General features: G+C 60.6%; 15 protein-coding genes and 6 pseudogenes. 10 read left to right on the top strand and 11 right to left on the bottom strand.

The genetic code is table 11. The features are described from left to right. Window positions 1-30 precede the first annotated feature (30 nt). The 5 genes and pseudogenes from OVA30_RS14920 to OVA30_RS26020 all read right to left on the bottom strand — a co-directional run. Entirely contained in the window at window positions 31-558 is a 528-nt protein-coding gene (locus OVA30_RS14920) for a hypothetical protein (protein ID WP_056498906.1), read from the bottom strand. 324 nt (window positions 559-882) lie between these two features. Next, window positions 883-1,098, bottom strand: a complete 216-nt coding sequence (locus tag OVA30_RS14915) for a hypothetical protein (protein WP_003604120.1) — start codon at window positions 1,096-1,098, stop codon at window positions 883-885. 243 nt (window positions 1,099-1,341) lie between these two features. Next, the gene (locus tag OVA30_RS14910; protein WP_003600567.1) at window positions 1,342-1,524 is read right to left on the bottom strand and encodes a DUF3606 domain-containing protein; all 183 of its coding nucleotides are present in this window, start codon (window positions 1,522-1,524) and stop codon (window positions 1,342-1,344) included. A gap of 78 nt (window positions 1,525-1,602) precedes the next feature. Next, a pseudogene (locus OVA30_RS14905) lies at window positions 1,603-1,788 on the bottom strand (integrase core domain-containing protein); the annotation flags it as partial. After that, a pseudogene (locus tag OVA30_RS26020) lies at window positions 1,785-1,910 on the bottom strand (IS3 family transposase); the annotation flags it as partial. The pseudogenes OVA30_RS26020 and OVA30_RS14905, both read right to left, overlap by 4 nt. Before the next feature lie 399 nt (window positions 1,911-2,309). Here OVA30_RS26020 and OVA30_RS14900 point away from each other — a divergent pair. Then, window positions 2,310-3,052 (top strand): annotated as a pseudogene (locus OVA30_RS14900) (IS5 family transposase). Between the two features lie 15 nt (window positions 3,053-3,067). Here OVA30_RS14900 and OVA30_RS14895 read toward each other — a convergent pair. The 3 genes and pseudogenes from OVA30_RS14895 to OVA30_RS14885 all read right to left on the bottom strand — a co-directional run bounded on the left by OVA30_RS14895 (window position 3,068) and on the right by OVA30_RS14885 (window position 6,322). Continuing rightward, complete coding sequence (locus OVA30_RS14895; RefSeq protein WP_268175921.1) at window positions 3,068-3,457, bottom strand: hypothetical protein; 390 nt, start codon at window positions 3,455-3,457, stop codon at window positions 3,068-3,070. 100 nt (window positions 3,458-3,557) lie between these two features. Continuing rightward, window positions 3,558-3,776, bottom strand: a pseudogene (locus tag OVA30_RS14890) (IS5 family transposase); the annotation flags it as partial. Between the two features lie 173 nt (window positions 3,777-3,949). Next, window positions 3,950-6,322 (bottom strand): glycosyltransferase family 2 protein, encoded by a 2,373-nt coding sequence (locus OVA30_RS14885; RefSeq protein ID WP_268175920.1) that lies wholly within the window; start codon window positions 6,320-6,322, stop codon window positions 3,950-3,952. A 355-nt stretch (window positions 6,323-6,677) separates the two neighbouring features. Between OVA30_RS14885 and rfbC the strand changes: the two genes are divergently transcribed. The 6 genes and pseudogenes from rfbC (at window position 6,678) to OVA30_RS14855 (ending at window position 11,694) form a co-directional block, all read left to right on the top strand. Further along, a complete protein-coding gene (gene rfbC / locus OVA30_RS14880; RefSeq protein WP_268175919.1) occupies window positions 6,678-7,232 on the top strand; it encodes a dTDP-4-dehydrorhamnose 3,5-epimerase in 555 nt (184 codons plus the stop codon). A gap of 133 nt (window positions 7,233-7,365) precedes the next feature. After that, window positions 7,366-8,424, top strand: coding sequence for a dTDP-glucose 4,6-dehydratase (rfbB, locus tag OVA30_RS14875; protein WP_012253821.1), 1,059 nt, complete (start codon window positions 7,366-7,368; stop codon window positions 8,422-8,424). A gap of 2 nt (window positions 8,425-8,426) precedes the next feature. Continuing rightward, window positions 8,427-9,317 (top strand): dTDP-4-dehydrorhamnose reductase, encoded by an 891-nt coding sequence (gene rfbD, locus OVA30_RS14870; protein WP_268175161.1) that lies wholly within the window; start codon window positions 8,427-8,429, stop codon window positions 9,315-9,317. Window positions 9,318-9,333: 16 nt separating this feature from the next. Further along, window positions 9,334-10,219 (top strand): annotated as a pseudogene (rfbA, locus tag OVA30_RS14865) (glucose-1-phosphate thymidylyltransferase RfbA). Between the two features lie 168 nt (window positions 10,220-10,387). Then, a pseudogene (locus tag OVA30_RS14860) lies at window positions 10,388-10,815 on the top strand (transposase); the annotation flags it as partial. Window positions 10,816-11,265: 450 nt separating this feature from the next. Beyond that, a complete protein-coding gene (locus OVA30_RS14855) occupies window positions 11,266-11,694 on the top strand; it encodes a transposase (protein WP_268177500.1) in 429 nt (142 codons plus the stop codon). A gap of 338 nt (window positions 11,695-12,032) precedes the next feature. Here the strand turns inward: OVA30_RS14855 and OVA30_RS14850 are convergent, their stop codons facing one another. Next, a complete protein-coding gene (locus tag OVA30_RS14850) occupies window positions 12,033-12,788 on the bottom strand; it encodes a class I SAM-dependent methyltransferase (RefSeq protein ID WP_015951970.1) in 756 nt (251 codons plus the stop codon). Window positions 12,789-12,989: 201 nt separating this feature from the next. Between OVA30_RS14850 and OVA30_RS14845 the strand changes: the two genes are divergently transcribed. Together OVA30_RS14845 and OVA30_RS14840 are read left to right on the top strand one after the other, a co-directional pair. Then, window positions 12,990-13,535 carry a hypothetical protein gene (locus OVA30_RS14845; protein ID WP_268175918.1) on the top strand — a complete coding sequence of 182 codons (546 nt, stop codon included), beginning with the start codon at window positions 12,990-12,992 and terminating at the stop codon, window positions 13,533-13,535. Next, window positions 13,532-14,155, top strand: coding sequence for a hypothetical protein (locus OVA30_RS14840; RefSeq protein WP_268175917.1), 624 nt, complete (start codon window positions 13,532-13,534; stop codon window positions 14,153-14,155). Before OVA30_RS14845 ends, OVA30_RS14840 begins: the two co-directional genes overlap by 4 nt. Before the next feature lie 35 nt (window positions 14,156-14,190). Here OVA30_RS14840 and OVA30_RS14835 read toward each other — a convergent pair. Continuing rightward, window positions 14,191-15,335 (bottom strand): IS3 family transposase gene (locus OVA30_RS14835; protein WP_268175847.1). Its coding sequence is split into 2 segments (ribosomal slippage): window positions 14,191-15,068 and window positions 15,068-15,335, totalling 1,146 coding nucleotides; the frame shifts between segments, so codons are not numbered across the junction. 228 nt (window positions 15,336-15,563) lie between these two features. On the opposite strand from OVA30_RS14835, the gene OVA30_RS14830 reads away from it, so the two are divergent. Continuing rightward, window positions 15,564-16,190 (top strand): trypsin-like peptidase domain-containing protein, encoded by a 627-nt coding sequence (locus tag OVA30_RS14830; protein ID WP_268175916.1) that lies wholly within the window; start codon window positions 15,564-15,566, stop codon window positions 16,188-16,190. Between the two features lie 347 nt (window positions 16,191-16,537). Here the strand turns inward: OVA30_RS14830 and OVA30_RS14820 are convergent, their stop codons facing one another. Further along, window positions 16,538-17,167 carry a hypothetical protein gene (locus OVA30_RS14820; protein WP_268177543.1) on the bottom strand — a complete coding sequence of 210 codons (630 nt, stop codon included), beginning with the start codon at window positions 17,165-17,167 and terminating at the stop codon, window positions 16,538-16,540. Window positions 17,168-17,205 lie beyond the last annotated feature (38 nt).

Here is a 17,205-nt window from a genome sequence, read left to right as displayed (position 1 = left end):
AACGTGGTCACGGCGTTGGCCGAGGCCGCTCTACCAGCACACCCGCGGCAAGCGCCGCTTCCACCGCTCACCCAGGCGCAACGTCTCGCTGCCTGCCCTGTCCGGGCGGCGGCGGCCGACGATGGGGGTTGCCTCCGTCACGGGCTGAGGCGGCTCCGGGACCGCCTGTTCGACGACCTCCTCGACGGCATTCGGGATCGGCACCTTCCGCGGCCTACCCCGGCGACGCGGGGCGTCCTCTGGTGCGGTGCTGGGCGGCGCAACCCGGCGAACGCGAGGAAGCACCTCGGGCTCGATCCCGGGTTCCACTTCGGGCTCCTGAACCTCCGCGACGAGGAGGCTCGGCAGGATGCGGCGATGCTCGGACGGCGCCTCGTCAGCCGACGTCGGAACGCTCGGCGCGGCGGCCTCGAGCGAGGGCCACAGGGCCGCGGCCTTGGCGTGTCCCGCCTGCTTTTGCGTCTCCCGCGGCAGCTTCGAGGGGATGGAGACGAAGCGAGCTTGGCCGTTCGACTTGGCTTCGACGGTGAACGGTCGCCGAACGCGGTTGCGCAACATACCGATCCTGATGCTGGGAGCTTGGGTTTCTGTTCGAAACACCTTGCGCCCGCACATGCCGTGCCACGAAGTGTTTGTCGAGGCCGGGGAACATCAAGCCTTCATGAGGAGGTGCCTCGGCGAGGGACCGGATGGTCTCAACGTTCCGATCGGGCAGGCTTCGATCTGGCGGAAGGAGCGAGACAGTCCGAGCCGCCCATCAAAATCATATCCATCGATGATTTGATCTGGCCTGATGGCTCAAACTGAAGCGCTTGACTGTCGCGTGCGGCTTGCTGAGCGGGAGGGCCTCTTGAGCGCCCTCCCCTTTATCACATGCGCCGGTTACATCCGGTGACGCATCGACCGGTGATGGTGCCGATGCATCATCCGCTTGCGCATCATGTGCCGGTGCATCATCCGCCGCTCGTGGTGGGACATGCGAGCCTGCGTGACGCTGCTGTCGGCTTGGATGCCAGCGGGTGCAATCGGCGCCGCCGATGCGGTGCCGGCCGTAAAGCCTCCGAGCAGGATTGCCAGCGCGAGCGTGGTCTTCTTCATCACCATCTCCTTGGGAGCTTAGGGCCGTCCCAGGCAGGGTGGATAGGTGATTATCCTAGGCCAGGGTTCCCACCCGAGGGAATTTTCCTCCAACGACAGGAGCCAAGGAGCGCCCCCGCCGGGATCACGCTCGCTGGCCCCTAAAGCCGTCTCCGACCCCATTGCATCAGACCGGCGTCTCTCGGTCTTTGTTTTGACGCGCTTTCTTTCGCCGAACCGGCGTCCACTTCCTCGGAAAGGGTACTAACGCTTCTTGCCCAGCTCCGCCGCGATGTCCTTGGTCATGCGGCCGACCTTTCGGTGCGCGGCGGTGAGCTGGTCCTGCGTGACGCCCCAGCGCTTCATCCAGAACTCGACCGCTTTACGCTCGCTGAGGTCGAGACGGTCCTTGTCGATGAAGCCGCGCTTATCCTTGAGGCCAGCCATGAATGATCCCGTGAGGTCGGTTGCAGAGCGTCGATCGAATTGATCTGACCGGTATCTTGGACCGGGCCAGATGGGTGGCTACTGCATGGCAGTGGCCATGGGTAGAGGGAAGGCCAGATCAGGGAAACTGACAGGCACAGGCGGCCGGTAGCCCAGCAACGAATGCGGCCGGACACGGTTGTAGGTGTTCTGTCATAGGCAAATCACGATCTGGGCTTCTCTCAGCGAGTAGAAGAACTCTTGGCCTAGGAACTCGTCACGTACGTCACTTCGGTCACACCGAGGGCGCGGATCACATCGCCTACGCTGTGGCCCTGTGGGATCAACACGTCCGCCTGCCGCAGCTTGGCAACGAAACCCTCGGGCTTGTACCGCTTCGTTCCCATCTGTCCGTTCTCGTCCTGGCCCGCAGGCCATACCTCAGCGCAGACCAATTAGATGGGGGGATCACTCGGCCTGTGTCTTCGCTGCATTCCCAACTCCTCTGTTCCGGGCTAATTCTCTCAATCAGCCCGATCCAAAGCCCGCCGGTCAGGTCACCGCTCTGCAGATCCCCTCTATATTGAGAGATGAGTTCCCAGCGGCGTAGCAGTGCGTCGTAGGCGACCGCAACAAGTACCGGGTTGCGCAACGCGATCAGCGGCATCTCGCGCTTGGCTTCTGTGACATACCGGTGCAGGCGCTCGTGCGCCTCGACGGCCAGCAGGCGCTCCGTGCTAGAGCCTGTCGTCGCCTGAACGGATTGTCGGTGATGGCGTTTTCTCGTTTTCAAATGAGGAGGCGTGATGCTGTCAGACGCGCAGTGGGGTGAGTTGGAGCCGTTGATCGAGGCCTGTCGCCCGAAGGCCAAGGCGTCGCCCAAGGAGCTTCGGCGCATGATCTCTGCGATCCTCTGACGACATCAGAGCGGGGCGAAGTGGCGCGCCATCCCCGAGGAGTTGGGGCCCTGGTGGCAGGCGGCACAGATGTTCATCCGCTGGGCACGCGCCGGGGTGTGGGAGCGGCTGCTCGATCGCGTGCAGGAGCGCGGCGTCGCGCTGGGCATGGTCTTCCTCGACGGCAGCAACGTGCGGGCTCACCAGAAGGCGGCGGGCGCGGCAAAAAGGGGGGATCTGCGGCCGAGCGACATGCTTGTGAAGCACTTGGCCGCTCACGTGTGGTCGCCGACGGACGCGGGCGCGCCGTTGCCTTCCGCATCGCTCCGGGGCAGGCCCACGAACTGCTTCACGCCATTCCGCTCCTCGACCAATTGCCCGGCGTGCCCAAGTGGGTCGTGGGCGACCGCGGCTATTCCAGTCACGGCTTCCGCGAGCACATCTGGACCACCGGTGCACGCTCCGCGATCCCGGCCAAGCGCAACGAGGAGCAACTCGCTTGTCCGGATTGGGTCTACAACAACCGCAACATCGTCGAGCGGCTATGGGCGCGCCTCAAGGAGTGGCGCGCCGTCGCCACACGCTACGAGAAGACCGCCGTCAGCTTCGCCGGTGTTCTCTGCCTCGCCGCAACGCTCGATTGGCTCAAGTGACAACACGCCTTATTTCTATTGAGTAGCTCGACCTGTTTCTGGCGTCAGCCCTTGGCTCAATTCATCCGTTTCACGGCCAGCCAGACGATCTCGTCGGTCCAACGGTTCTGTAGGTCGGCGGCGCGGTGCAGTGCAGCGATCGAGGAACGGTAGCGCTGGATCGTAGCGCGCTTTCGTTTCGGCTTGCGCGTCGATGAAAGCGGCCACCGTCTCGAGTGTTGTCGGCAGCATCGCCCTCCCCACTTCCCGACACCAAGCCGCGAAGATGCGGCTGCCGGCGGCGAGCACGCGGACCGTGTTATCGGCAAAGGCGCCGCGCGCGGCGCAGGCATGGTGCTCCAGCCGCTCGATCAGAACATCAGGGCCGGGCGGCAGTGCGGCGGCGAACGGGATTGGCGCAGCCAACGCGTGACGATGCAGATCGGAGGCGGAATCGACGGCTTCAAGCTCGATAGTCGAAGCTTAGCCGTTCGAATCCCAGTGATCCACACATTTCCTGCGATAGGGCGACGGCGCAACCCCTCCCGTCGGCGATCACAGAGGCCTTGATGCCATAATCGCCACGCGAGCGGCTAAGTGCCTCACGAGCACCTCTCGCCAGCAGATCTCCCCTTTCTGCGGCGCCCGCCGCCTTCTGGTAAGCCCGCACGTTGCTGCCGCCGAGGAAGACCGTGCCCAGCGCTCCGCCCCGCTCGTGCACGCAGTCGAGCAACCGCTCCCACAGGTGGGGTTCACACCGCACTCCCAGATCAGGCTTCAGCCCCTTCTGGAAGCATCGCCATCCCGAATACTCAACCCTAAAACCACCCTTTATCCGACAAAATTCTATACGCTTCCCCCGCAGCGTGGGAGTCAGACGTACCACCACACTGCGGGATCAGGCAAAAGGCCGCTGGTTCAACTATCAGATTGCTTGGTGTGATTAGCCTTCCAAGGTGGAAGCTCTGCTGGATACGGATCGATGGTAAAAGTTGCGTGATTTTTTTTGAATTTAGGATTATAAAACGGATCTGCCAGTTTAGATTGCCCCCACTTTCTAAGCATCAAATCAGCGTCACGCTGGAGGCGGGCTTTTTTATCCGCCGTTGTATCACGCCCCCTAGATTTCGATTCTTTATGCAACAAACGAATGTCCGGGTCGCAGATTACCTTAAGCCCCTTTTCTCGAATACTAAGGCAAAGATCCACATCATTGTAGGCAACCGGCAAGCTTTCATCACAGCCACCGCAAGAAATGTAATCTTCTTTTCTAATAAAAAGACAGGCACCAGTTACCGCATTAAACTGTTGTAAAAGTTTGCTTTTGCTAAAGTTGGAATGATGACTATCTTGTAAGTTATGATAGCAATGTTCTGCAATCCCATGAACCCCAACTCCAGTATAAACGCCAAAATGCTGAATAGTGCGATCAGGATATAATAATCTCGCTCCGACAATACCAATATCTGGTATTGAGAGCCAAGCTCTTGCTCTTTCGAACATGCCCGGTGCAATAACCTCGGTGTCATTGTTAAGTAGACATATAATGCCTCCAGACGAATTTTCAACACCAATATTGCAAAGTCTTGAGAAGTTGAACGGTTCCTCAGAGCGGATAATTTTTATTCTACGACTATCGCGTTTAATTCGAGAAAAATATTCGAACGTTTCTGGATGCTCAGAATTATTGTCAACGATTACAATTTCCATAAGTGGATCAGCATAATTCAGTAGAGAGTCTATGCAAGGGCGCAGCACATCGAGCCCATCTCGAGTGGGAATAACTACACTGATTTGCGGAGGTCTATCTATGGATAATGTACGTACCGAAGCAACACCAGGCACGCTCGAGTCTATTGCTTCTAGGGGGTAGTTGCATCTGGCATAATGATCATTCAGAGCTTTCTTTGCCGCTTCGAAAGCATAAGATTTTTCCCCTGCCCCCATGGATGTCGAACCAACAATTTGTCTCCAATGATAAAGAACGTGTGGGATATGAACAACACTATCCTCGCCAGCCATCTCAAGACACCGAAGGGTTAAATCGTAGTCTTGACTTCCTTCGTATCCCTTCCTGAACCCGCCGACCTGAACGAAGACATCGCGGCGGTATACGCCGAGATGGCTAAACATATTGTGGCCATACATTAGAAATCGATCAAATTTGCCTTTATTGTATGGCTCGCATCGAAATCCTTCAATGCTGATTTTGTCCTCATCGGAATATAACATTGCACAATTGGGGTTTTTATTTATGAAGTAGGCTACAGTCCAAAGCGCATGGGCCGGAAGTAAGTCATCATTGTCCATAAGCACTAAATAATCACCGCTTGCCAAGCTTGCAGCAGAATTTGACGCTTCAGATATATGGCCGTTAATATCTCTAAATATGACCTTAATGCGCGCATCTTCGTCTGCTAACTTTGATAGCAGCTGCCGTACGTTTAGGTCGCGTGAAGCATCATCTGCTATGCATAGTTCCCAGTTTGGATATACTTGTGCCTGAAGGCATGAAATAGCTTCTTGCAAAAGATGCACGGGCGGATCAAAGACAGGCATAATTATCGACAGTAATGGGCGATGTGTCCAGTTTCGATACTGAGCCTCCATGTGCAGCAGATCAGCTGACTTAAGTTCTTCGGTTAAAGATATATAGGAAAGGTACTTTTCGTCTGCCGCTGAAGTGTCCGATGTATTTGCGTGTACCCCGTGCATAGCAGCTGCAGCTAGAAGCGCGTAACTCTGAATTTCGCCTTGCGTAGCAGTAGTGCTGCGGTATCCTTCTAGATAGCCGACCGCCGCAGCTGCTTTTCGTGCAACAAGATTTGCAGCAGCTGCATTGCCTAGCGCTAGCAATCTCTCGATAAATTGTCCGACCGGAGCTTTTTGAGCAATAAGCGACCCTATTTTTATTTGTGCTTTTGCTTCCGTAATGTCTAATCTTGCGCTTGTTAATATTGACGGAAACAAGATGTATCCGCTCCAATAACCCTGGTCACGACCACCAAGCTTGCCCAGATGCACCGTGTTTTCTTCGGAGTAACCAGTACCATAGTCGAGATAAATTTTCGGGCTCACCTCGATATCAGAAAACTCTAACTCCAGTATTATTTGAGACACAAGACTATCGGTAATTAGGTGTGACTCTAACGCAAATTCGATCTGCCCATCTTCTTCGAAGAAAAATATTCCGTTATCGACGGTCGCATTCTTCACGGAGGTGCTTACTATACCGGCTGTTTTAACTCCTAAGTCAGTTTCTTTTTTTCGACCAAACAATTTCTTGACCATTTTTACACCTTGTGATATGAAGTTTTTATTGAATTTGTGCTGGCGTTTCCCGGCGTCGAAGCCTTCGGCTGATATCGTTTTGGTTACACAAGCTATGACTTGTGCTTACACAAATCCGATGCCATCAAGAGGGAGCTTTCCATGTATAGCCATTCTGGCGTAATTTGTGCTCGCACCTCATTGGCAGCGACCTCAGATTCGGCGGCGTCACGGTGGCTCCAGAATCTCCTGCGCTCGTTCTGCGTCAACACATCCTTAAGCGCGGCAGTCAAGGCAAAAGTGTGATGTCTCGACCTTGACTCCCTCCTGCGCAGAGGGCACTAGCCGCTGCCCTATCCTATGCGTGGGATTGAGATTGTTACTTTCTATCGGGACCGAGATCCCAGCGGTCAAGCGGGTGATCCCGAAGCGCCACGGCGACGACCGCGGCTGGTTCTCCGAGGTGTACCGCGCCGACCTGCTGGCCGAGAGCGGCATCACCAACGCCTTCCTGCAGGACAATCAGTCCTTCTCCGCACCCGCCGGGACGATCCGGGGGCTGCACTTCCAAGTCGCACCCAACGCCCAGGCCAAGCTGGTCCGAGTGCTCGCAGGCGCGATCCTCGATGTCGCCGTCGATCTGCGCTCCGACTCTCCAACCTACGGCCGCCACGTCGCCGTGCGGCTCGACGCGGACGGCGGTGAGCAGCTCTTCGTGCCCGCCGGCTTCGCCCACGGCTTCTGCACCCTGGAGCCGGATACCATGGTCGCCTACAAGGTCGATGCCTATTACAGCCCGGCCGACGACCGGAACCTGCGCTGGAACGATCCGGCGATCGGCATCGCGTGGCCGGTGGCTGAAGCGGATGCGATCCTCTCGGGCAAGGACAAGGCCGCGCCGCTTCTGGCCGATCTCGGGCGGGTGTTCTGAGTCAAGGTATCGAGATCGTTCGGTCGGGCGGATTGAGCCCGACCTCAGGTTGGCGTAGGCGCGGCCGAGCGTGGCCCTTGCCCATCGCGCGGATGCCGACCCCGCTGGCAGGAATTAGACGGAGTTGAGATCGATGCGCATTCTGGTAACGGGCGGCTGCGGCTTCATCGGCTCCGCGCTCGTGCTGCATCTGGTGCAGGATCTCGGCCACGAGGTGCTGACCCTCGATGCCATGACCTACGCCGCCAACCCGATCTCGCTGCAGCCGCTGGCGGACGACCCGCGCCACCGCCTGGAACAGGCCGACATCTGCGATCCGGCGCGCGTCCACGCCCTCTACGCCGAGTTCAAGCCCGAGGCGGTGATGCATCTGGCCGCCGAGAGCCATGTCGATCGCTCGATCACCGATCCGGGCGCCTTCGTGCGCACCAACGTGATCGGCACCCAGGTGATGCTCGATGGCGCCCGCACCCATTGGGAGAGCCTCGACCGGGAGGCCAAGGCGACGTTCCGCTTCCTCCACGTCTCGACCGACGAGGTCTACGGCTCGCTGCCGCCGGACGCGTTCTTCACCGAGGAGAGCCGCTACGATCCGCGCTCGCCCTACTCGGCATCAAAAGCGGCCTCCGACCATCTCGCCCGCGCCTGGCACGAGACCTACGGCCTGCCGGTCCTGGTGACGAACTGCTCGAACAATTACGGCCCGCGCCACTTCCCCGAGAAGCTGATCCCACTGATGATCCTGGCCGCGCTCGAGGGCAAGCCGCTCCCGGTCTACGGCGACGGCCTGAACGAGCGCGACTGGATCCATGTCGAGGACCATGCCCGCGGCCTCGTCGCGGTGCTGGAGCGCGGCCGGCTCGGCGAGACCTACCTGCTGGGCGGGCGCTCCGTGCGCAACAACCTCGCCGTGGTGAAGGCGCTCTGCGCCGCCTTCGACCAGCTCAAGCCCGAGAACGGCCCGCACGAGCGCCTGATCAGCTTCGTCGCCGACCGGCCCGGCCATGACCGCCGCTACGCGATCGACCCGTCGAAGGCGGAAGCCGAGGTGGGCTGGCGGCCGACCAAGGTGTTCGAGGAGGCGCTGACGGAAACCGTGCGGTGGTATCTCGACAACGAGGCGTGGTGGCGCCCGATCCGCGAGGGCCGCTATTCCGGCGAGCGCCTCGGCCTCGCGCCCAAGAGCGCCTGAGCATGGACATCCTGATCCTCGGCGGCGCCGGTCAGGTCGGCACGGAGCTTCAGGCCTTGTCCTGGCCCGAGGGCGTGCGGGTCCACGCGCCCGACCGCCAGAGCCTCGACATCACCGACGAGGCGGCCGTTGCGGCTGCCCTCGACGCGCGCACCTACGCGGCGGTAATCAACACGGCTGCCTACACCGCGGTGGATAAGGCCGAGAGCGAGGTCGCGGCCGCATGGCGCCTCAACGCGCTGGCCCCGGCCATCCTCGCGGCCGAGACGAAGCGGCGGGCGATCCCGCTCGTCCATGTCTCGACCGATTACGTGTTCGACGGCGCGGGCGAAGGCTTCTACGCCCCCGATGCGCCGGTGAACCCGCAAAGCGTCTACGGCGCCAGCAAGGCGGCCGGCGAGATGGCGGTGCGCTCCGGCAATCCGCGCCACGCCATCGTGCGCACCGCCTGGGTGGTGAGCCCGCACCGGGGCAACTTCGTGAAGACGATGCTGCGGCTCGCGGGCGAGCGGGATCGGCTTACCGTTGTCGAGGACCAGCACGGCTGCCCGACCTCCGCGGCCGATCTCGCGGGTGCGCTCGCCGCGATCGCCCTGCGGCTGGCCGGCGACGAGGCTGCGCCCACCGGCACCTTCCACTGCGTCAATGACGGCGCGACGACGTGGTGCGACTTCGCCCGTGCGATCGTCGCGGGGTCGGCCCGGCGCGGCGGGCGCTCGGTTCCGATCGAGGGCATCCCGAGTTCCGCCTACCCGACGCCGGCCCGGCGCCCGGTGAATTCGCGCCTCTCCACCCAGAGCCTGACCGACGCCTACGGCCTCGCGCCGCGCTCCTGGGAGCCGGCGCTCGACGACATCCTCGACCGGCTGGTCGGGCCGGTTCGCTCCCACTGATCAGGACGTGTTTCGTATGAAGGGCATCGTGCTCGCCGGCGGCTCCGGCACCAGGCTCCATCCGGCCACGCTGGCGATCAACAAGCAGCTCCTGCCGGTCTACGACAAGCCGATGATCTACTACCCGATCTCGGTGCTGATGCTCGCCGGCATCCGTGAGATCCTCGTCATCTCCTCGCCGGAGCATCTCGGCAACTACCAGCGCCTGCTCGGCACCGGTGAGCAGTTCGGCGTCACCTTCACCTATGCGGTGCAGCCGCGGCCCGAGGGGCTGGCCCAGGCCTTCATCATCGGCCGCGACTTCGTCGGCAGCGACGACGTGGCGCTGGTGCTCGGCGACAACCTGTTTTTCGGCAACGGCATGAGCGAGCTGCTCGCCAAGGCGCGCACCCGCAAGAGCGGGGCGACGGTGTTTGCCTACCACGTCGATCACCCGGAGGCCTACGGCGTCGTCACCCTCGACGAGACCGGCCGGCCCTTGCGGCTGGTGGAGAAGCCCAAGACCCCCGAGAGCCCTTGGGCGGTGACGGGCCTGTACTTCTACGACAATCAGGTGCTCGACATCGCCGCCGAGGTGAAGCCCTCGGACCGGGGCGAACTCGAGATCACATCGGTCAACCAAGCCTATCTCGAACGCGGCCAGCTCCATGTCGAGCGGATGAGCCGCGGCTACGCCTGGCTCGACACCGGCACGCATGACAGCCTGCTGGAGGCCGGCGAGTTCGTGCGGGTGCTGCAGCGCCGGCAAGGACTTCCAGGTCGCCTGCCTCGAAGAGATTGCCTACCTGCAGGGCTTCATCGGCCGCGAGCAGTTGCAGGCGCGCGGTGAGCTGTTCGCCAAAACTAGCTACGGCCAGAATTTGCTGCGCCTCGCCCGCGAGGGCCACCTTAGCATAGCCTAAGGGTGCTTCACACAACGTCGGGTCACCGATCGTCTACCCCTTCGGACGCAGTGACGCGGCGGGAGTTTTGTGAGTGATGTTTAAAGCGCCTAACAAAAAGGCACGGCGGAGCAGTTTGGGCGTTGGCTGCGTATGGCTCGTCCTATTCTGCCCGATGATTTGTGGCACGGCCCGAACCCGACGGACCGGGGCAAGTCGGGCACTAAGCGTCACCTCGTCATTGACGCCCGCGGCACGCCGCTGGGTGGCTGCCGGGCGCCAACCGGTACGACAGCCCGCAGAGGGCGCCTACCCTCGATGCCTCCCGTCGCCTAGGCAATGGCCAACTGGGACGGCCGCGCCGACAAAGCCTACGACGCCAAGGTGCGTCGGCAGGACTGCCGGGCGCACGGGATCGTGCCGCGCATTGCCGGCAAAGGCATCGAGAGCAGTGAGCGGCTCGGCCGCCACCGCTGGGTGGTGGAGCGCACCACGCCTGGTTCAACCGCTTCCGCCGCCTGCCCATCCGTTACGAGCGGCGCAGCGACATCTACGAGGCCTTTACCAGCCTCACCGCGAGCCTCATCACACTCAACCAAATCAAACGGTTTTGTTAGGCGCTCCTAGTCCCGCTCCGGGTTGCGATCGGCGCATGTGGAACGCTCCTTCGGCGGGCTCAGCCATTGGGGCGGCCTGCACCCTGAACGGCCTGGCCGCCTCGACGTTGCAACCGGGCGTCTCGCCTGCGTCGCCAGCATCATGACCACCGATGCCCTCAAAAAAGCCCGCCCGACATGAATATCTTAGACAGGCTCTCAGAGCCCGTTTAAGCACTTCTACCGGCCGTTCCCATCTGTCACGTGTGCAAACTCGAATTCCGCCTGGCGGGGCGGCCTAGAGCGCAGATGTGAACGGACTGACATCGGACGCGCCATGAGGCGCGCCTGGAGGACATGGTGATGCAAGCAGGCTTGGCCGAGGTGTCCTGCTTCTTGGAGCGAGCAGATCCGCCAAGCTGTCAGGATGCGACGGTCATGCGCCGGGTGCTGGCTGGGATCGGTTGACACCTGCGGACGGGCGGAGGGTGGCGGGCGCTGCCGGCTAGCTTTCCGCCCTGGCGAACAGTCTATGGCTGGTTCCGGCGCTGGATCGAGAGCGGGTTGTTTGAGAGCCTGATGCGGGCGCTGGCTCGCCGTCAGCGGCGGCGTTGCGGACGCCGACCGACGCCACGACTGGCGATCATCGACAAGCAAAGCGTCCAGTGCTTTGGGGTACGTGGGCCGTGCGGCTACGATGGTGCCAAGAAGCTGGTCGGGCGCAAACGCGTGGCCCTGGTCGATGCCGAAGGTCATTTTCTGGCCCTCGTCGTCGTGCCCGCCAACGTGCTGGATCGTGACACGCTGCCGGCGGTGGATGCAGGCAAGGAGAAGTGGCCCAGCCTGCGCTTGGCCCTTCCCGACGGCGCCTTCACGGCCGAGCGCGTCCAAGAATCGTGAAAATTCCACGGCACGCGCCACCGCGTCGTCGAGAAGAAGCCGGATCAGAAGAGCTTCGTCGTGCCGAAGCGGCGCTAGCTCGCGGAGCGGACCTTCGGCTGGCTCAGCCATTGGGGCGGCCTGCACCGTGAGCGAACCGGCCGCCGCGATGCCGCAACGGGTCGTATCGCCTACATCGCCAGCCTGATCGCCGCCACTGCTCTCAGCAATTCTGCATGAAATCAAGACCTTAAACAGCATTTTAGTGGAATTGTTGAGCGTCCGACTCAGATAAGAAATAAGCGTTGACTGTGCGATACAGTAACATAACTATATTCGACAGTCAACGCTTAGAAAAATTACTTTCGCTTGGCTACAAAAGTAATTCCTGGTCCATGCGGGTGATTTTCTTGCTTCTCAATGACTACAAACTCAAACCCAAGCGCTTCAAAAGTTTCGCGTAGACCTTCAAGCGATACCCAATAACTATAATTTTCGAGGCCGCCAGCAAAATCTAGACGATCGAGATCACCCAAATAAGACTGCTTTGCTACGACTATGTCGCGTCCTTTGAAGGAGACAACTTCTGGTTCGGAAATTTTTGAGCTCAGCTGAGCATTGCGGGAAACTAAGTCTTTATCGTAGTAGTGGGTCCAAAAGCAACATTGGGTCGCCGTGGAGCATATGGCATCGATCAGCTCCAGCGGCTCCTTCATGTGGTATAAAACGCCGGACGCAAGTACTACATCTACTTTTGGCGGGGCATGGCGCATGTATTTTTCAAAATCTCCGCATATAAATTTTGCCTTAATGTCGAATGCTTCCTTCACTACAAGGCATCGAAGAAAAGCATCTATATTCGCCTCAATTGATATTATGTCGTTGGCGCCCAGCAAATTCATTGCATATGTATGCCCTGCTTCCAACGGACCTAGTTCTAGAATCTTTTTCCCTGCAAATCCTCCTATATATTCATCAAATTGCTTGATTCTTGTGTCGAAAAAAAGTTGAGATGGGCCGCCGCCATATAATGGCACATCGCTGCACCACTGGCCATCGAATATATCAAATGAGTTTCGAACTGCTGCTACGCGTGATTCGAATCGCGTCGTCATTTTTCGTTGCCTTTGCATTCAGCTCAGAGATTGAGCCATTCAACCACAATTTGGCTTAGCTGTCTGCCACACACCACCTTACCCGTTCGCGGGGTCCGGTGGAACTGTGTTCGGTGGGTTCATGTAGCGGCAGGGAACGTTTAGGTGCCTCTGAACTGATAAGGTTGAGCATGTGCTGAGGCCGAGTTGCAGCCCTGCCGGGTGCGGGCTCACGTCGACACGGTGGTCGCTCGCATTCTCCTCGGATTAGAGCAGGGGCACAGCCGTGGCACCGCCGAGAACGCGCTTCTCGTTTCCGAATACGTCGAGGCGCTGGAAGGGCTCCCGCTGGCTGTCATCCAGGCCGCCGCCAGCCGCTTCCGTGACAAGACGACGATCCTGCGCTGGGACCCCGCTTGGCGCCAATCGCCGGCGCAGTTCGCGGATGAGGCTCGCCAAGGCCTGATCCCGCTGCGGGCAAAGCTCGTCCACATCCGGCAGATCCTCGAGACGGAGGTTTACGAGCTGCCGTCGGACGACGACCGGGCAAAGGTCCAGGCCGCGGCGGCGGTGTGGCTGAACCGGGGAGGCAACACGGAGCTTGGGCGCCCTCGCCCTCGCCCGTCGCCCAAAGCGATCGCCGCCGCTCGAGAGGACGCGCTGCACGAGCATGGCGCCCGGTTCCGCGAGGTCGCCGTCGGCTTGCTCGCCCAGCTCCACGCCCGGCTCAATGCCAGGGCGTCGGCGCAGAAGGAGCGGGCGGCGTGAGTGCCGCCCTCGCCCTCACCGATCCCGCCCGCCTCGTCGCGTCATGGCGGGCCGGCGTGCTCAGCCTGCCGGACGACCAGGTGCCCTGCCCCGGCATGATCTGGACCGAGCTGAGTCCGAGCGGGCGCTCCGGCGTGTGGCGCTCGGTGCGGAAGGCGATGCTCGCCTTCATCGACGATTGGGGCGAGGCCGCTGCTGATCTCGGATGGAGCACAGAAGCGCTGTTCGGCGTCCACCGCCTCGCAGGCGCCTCTCGCGCCGACTGCACCGGCACCATGTTCACCGTCTACCCGCGTCGCTGCATCGCCCTGTGCGAGCGCGAGATCCACCTCGACCACATCGGCGGCTCCGTCGTCGTCGATCGCCGGCACCCCTGCCGAATGCGTGCCGATCTGACTGCGCGGGAAGTGAGGGGAGCGATGATCGTCTGCGACGACCCGAAAACGACGGGGAGTTTGGAGCACGTCACCTGCGACCGCTGCCGCATGATCCGCACCGGCGCCGCCGGTTGGACGATCGCGCGATGCCGCTGGTTTAAGAGTCTGGACGAAGCCAGGTTCTACGAGCGGCACGGGAGGCTGCCCGACCCGGCCCCGTCCGTCGCGCCGGCTGTGCACTGACCTGACCGGTATTTTGGACCGGGCCAGATGGGAGGCTACTGCATGGTAGTGGCCATGGGTAGCCGGTAGGCCCGATCCGGGAAGCTGACAGGCGCGGGCGGCCGGTAGCCCAGCGACGAATGCGGCCGGACACGGTTGTATGTGTTCTGCCATAGGCCAATCACGACCTGTGCTTCTCTCAGCGAGTAGAAAATCCCCTGGCGTAGGCACTCGTCACGAAGCTTGCCGTTGAAGCTCTCACAGTACCCGTTCTCCCACGGCGAGCCCGGGGCGATGTACTGGATCTGCGATCCGGTCTTTGCGACCCACTTGCGCAACGCCTTCGAGATCATCTCAGGGCCGTTGTCGCAGCGGATGTGCTCTGGAATGCCATGCAGGCACATCGCCTCTGCTAGCGCCTCGATCACGCCGACGCTGTTGATGCGCCGCGCCACCTTCAACGCCAGGCACGCCCGGCTGTGCTCGTCGATCAGCGTCAGGATGCGTAGAGAGCGCCCGTCATGGGTCTGTGCCTGCACGAAGTCGAAGCTCCAGACGTGGTTGCGGTGAAGCGGCCGCAGCCGCACGCACGAGCCGTCGTTCAACCAGAGCCGGCTGCGGCGGGGTCTATGTCGGCTGGGGACCTTCAGCCCCTCGCGACGCCAGATGCGCTGAACCCGATCCTTGCCCACCCGCCACCCGTCTGCTTGCAGCAGAGCCGTCACGCGGCGGTAGCCGTAGCGCCCATACTCGGACGCTAAGGCGACGATGGCTCGGGTCAGTGCATCCTCGTCGGCCGGCAGGGTGGGCACGTAGCGCTGCGTACCCCGATGCTGGCCGACGATCCGGCAGGCGTGACGTTCCGAGAGGCCGTACTTGGCTCGGATACCGTCGACCGCCTGCCGGCGTCGCTCGGGGGCTACAAGTTTCCCGAGGCGACGTCCGCCAGCACCTGCTTCTCCAAGGACCGATCGGCCACGAGGCGGCGCAACCGAGCGTTCTCGCGTTCCAGATCTTTCATCTTCCTGGCTTGATCGACTTGGAGGCCGGCGTACTCCTTGCGCCAGCGGTAATAGCTCTGCTCGGAGATCTCCGCCTCCTTGCACGCCAGCGCCAAGCTCTTGCCCTGGGCGGTCTGCACCTCGATCTGGCGCAGCGTCAGCACCACCTGCTCCGCGCTCGTCTTCTGACCTCGCCGCATGTCCAACCCCTTCGGTCCTGGCTGATCCTCTCAATCGGCCCGGTCCAAAGCCAGCCGGTCAGGTCACGAGCGCTCCGTTGACGGACGAAAGCCATAGGCTGAGTGCGGGGTTCTTCATGGTGCGGCCTCCGAGGGGTCAACGGAGCTCTGGGAGATTGGTTCGCTTCGATAGTGAAGGCTATCGTGTTGTGATGCAGTAGTGGCTCTACGAGAATGGAAGGTGATAAGATGCTGGATGCTATCTCTCTCTGTTGCCCGAATAAGTCGAAGAACGACGAGTTGGAAGTAGGTTCGGGTTTTGCATATCAAGGCAAGAATGGGCGCTGGATAGTGACCGCAGCGCATATTGGTCTGGGCGCAAAGCCTCATGAGGATTGGTTAAAATGGGCTGACAGAATGTTTGTCGTGCTTCCTGAGCCCAACACCTTCTCTGTCGCGCTGTTCGAAAGCGGCGCTCCACGCTTTCGGCATCTTCCACGTATCGGGGACAATCAAATCAAGCCGGATGTGATTGCGGTTCCCATCACAGAGGCTCAATGGGCAAGTCTTGCGCCCGATTATCGACTTTTCACTGAGGCTGACGCTGGGAATGCGGTGACCGGGCATGAGGTGGTTGGCCAAGGATACCCAGGAAATGGTAGTGATTCGTGGCCCGGCCCGATGCAGACCTTCAAAGCGACTGCTGAAGTTCATCCTGCTCGCATTCGGTTTGATTATGATGTGGAAGTCGGATTTTCAGGAGGGCCGCTGAAAAGCTCTCAGAATAGAATAGTTGGAGTGATCGACTCTGCTGACGATCTCCAGCGTGGATATGCGTGGGATTTTAATTTCCTCCTGCTTGCTGGCAATCTGTAGCCATCTTCTGGCTGATAGGATCACCTCCCTGGTGCTGCGGTCCCAGCGACTAGGCGTGTTGTGCATCAGGGCAAATTATGTGGGGTGCGGCGAGGAAAGTTCGGAAGATAGCCGGACAGCCGCATCCGATCACGCGCAGGGAATTTGACCCGCTAGGCTGGCCCCATGTGCAACCTTTACAGCTTCAATCGCCCCCAGGACGAAATCCGGCGGTGGTTCGACGTGAGCCGCGACAGCGCCGGCAACCTACCTCCCATGCCCGGCATCTTCCCCGACCAGATGGCCCCCGTGGTCTTGGCCGGGAAGCAAGGCTGTGAGCTGACGATGATGCGGTGGGGCAAGGCCGGCTACGCCTCAAATATCTTCCAGTGCCCGCCGAGCGCACTCTTGGCGCCGTTCATGTCACACCGACTGACCATGAGCGCACTGTCTTGGTCCTCTCTGCCGGGCAGTATGATGTGGGCGAGCTGTGCAGTCTCATCTTGAGCTTTCAGAGCCCAAGATGGTACGCCTGTGAGGTTGAGGCGCTTCGGCTTCGTTGGAGATGCAAGGACGAAGTGCGGCTGCACATACTGCGTTGGCAGTGATGTCATCCTCCTGAATTTGCTCTCCATCTGCTTGTTGGTCCAAGAGCTGGATAATTTGGCTTCGATCAAGACAATAGTTTGGTCGAACGCAATCAGAAGGTCGATATCTTCCTGGCCTCCTGTAGCGATGGGAGGATTGTTGAGGGCAGGGCCGGGCAAAGGGTTCAGGTTATATGCCGGGCCAAGCGTTAGGACGGCGTGCAGCCAATCGAAATGGTAGTCGAAAGCCCGCCATGGATCTGGTGGCAATACAATTCCTATTTCATCCCCTACCTTGCTCAGGAAGGCTGGGCTTAGCGATGTGAACGTCTTGCCGATAGCGTCAGAAAGAAGCCAAAACCGCTCCTTCCGATTGAACTGCTTCAGCGCCCGCACTAGCTCGGAATCCATCTGACCTCCTGAACAATTACGAGCGACCGAGCATCGGG

The organism is Methylorubrum sp. SL192 (assembly GCF_026672325.1).
In the GTDB taxonomy this organism is placed as follows: Bacteria; Pseudomonadota; Alphaproteobacteria; order Rhizobiales; family Beijerinckiaceae; genus Methylobacterium; species Methylobacterium extorquens.
Note: the sequence above shows the minus strand (reverse complement) of the source record. Positions and strands in the feature narration are given on the sequence as shown.

What these genes read in the sequence shown, in the direction of transcription:
- OVA30_RS14920 (WP_056498906.1), bottom strand. Translation starts at nt 558, where the DNA reads ATGTTGCGCAACCGCGTTCGGCGACCGTTCACCGTCGAAGCCAAGTCG.
- OVA30_RS14830 (WP_268175916.1), top strand. Translation starts at nt 15,564, where the DNA reads ATGCTGGATGCTATCTCTCTCTGTTGCCCGAATAAGTCGAAGAACGAC.
- OVA30_RS14885 (WP_268175920.1), bottom strand. Translation starts at nt 6,322, where the DNA reads ATGGTCAAGAAATTGTTTGGTCGAAAAAAAGAAACTGACTTAGGAGTT.
- rfbB (WP_012253821.1), top strand. Translation starts at nt 7,366, where the DNA reads ATGCGCATTCTGGTAACGGGCGGCTGCGGCTTCATCGGCTCCGCGCTC.
- OVA30_RS14915 (WP_003604120.1), bottom strand. Translation starts at nt 1,098, where the DNA reads ATGAAGAAGACCACGCTCGCGCTGGCAATCCTGCTCGGAGGCTTTACG.
- OVA30_RS14850 (WP_015951970.1), bottom strand. Translation starts at nt 12,788, where the DNA reads ATGACGACGCGATTCGAATCACGCGTAGCAGCAGTTCGAAACTCATTT.
- rfbD (WP_268175161.1), top strand. Translation starts at nt 8,427, where the DNA reads ATGGACATCCTGATCCTCGGCGGCGCCGGTCAGGTCGGCACGGAGCTT.
- OVA30_RS14820 (WP_268177543.1), bottom strand. Translation starts at nt 17,167, where the DNA reads ATGGATTCCGAGCTAGTGCGGGCGCTGAAGCAGTTCAATCGGAAGGAG.
- OVA30_RS14910 (WP_003600567.1), bottom strand. Translation starts at nt 1,524, where the DNA reads ATGGCTGGCCTCAAGGATAAGCGCGGCTTCATCGACAAGGACCGTCTC.